The organism is Paenibacillus etheri (assembly GCF_001012825.1).
GTDB classification, from domain to species: domain Bacteria; phylum Bacillota; class Bacilli; order Paenibacillales; family Paenibacillaceae; genus Paenibacillus_AQ; species Paenibacillus_AQ etheri.
Genome location: NZ_LCZJ02000063.1, coordinates 1 through 218, shown reverse-complemented (window position 1 = coordinate 218; position 218 = coordinate 1). Strand labels below are relative to the sequence as shown.

Below are 218 nucleotides of genomic sequence, written 5' to 3'. Positions count from 1 at the left end.
ACTTACTCCCTTCTCGACGTTCGCTATACGCGATCTGAGCGGTCTCAGCACGATAGGTATTTCCCTTGCTTCCTCGCTTCCGTTCTCTGGCAATGACGTAGTGATGACGTCCAAGTTCTACCCCAATCGCTCGACTAGACCATCCCAATCCGTATAGTACTTCTAGTTTGCTTCGCTCCGTTATGCTAAGATGAGTGTAACCCATGGTGTGATTCTCC

At 49.5% G+C, this 218-nt stretch carries 1 protein-coding gene; it reads right to left on the bottom strand.

Going from position 1 to position 218, the window contains the following annotated elements; all coding sequences use genetic code 11:
• Positions 1-205, bottom strand: a 205-nt coding sequence (locus tag UQ64_RS30495; protein ID WP_425339628.1) for a helix-turn-helix domain-containing protein, incomplete at its 3' end; no start/stop codon positions are given.
• Positions 206-218 lie beyond the last annotated feature (13 nt).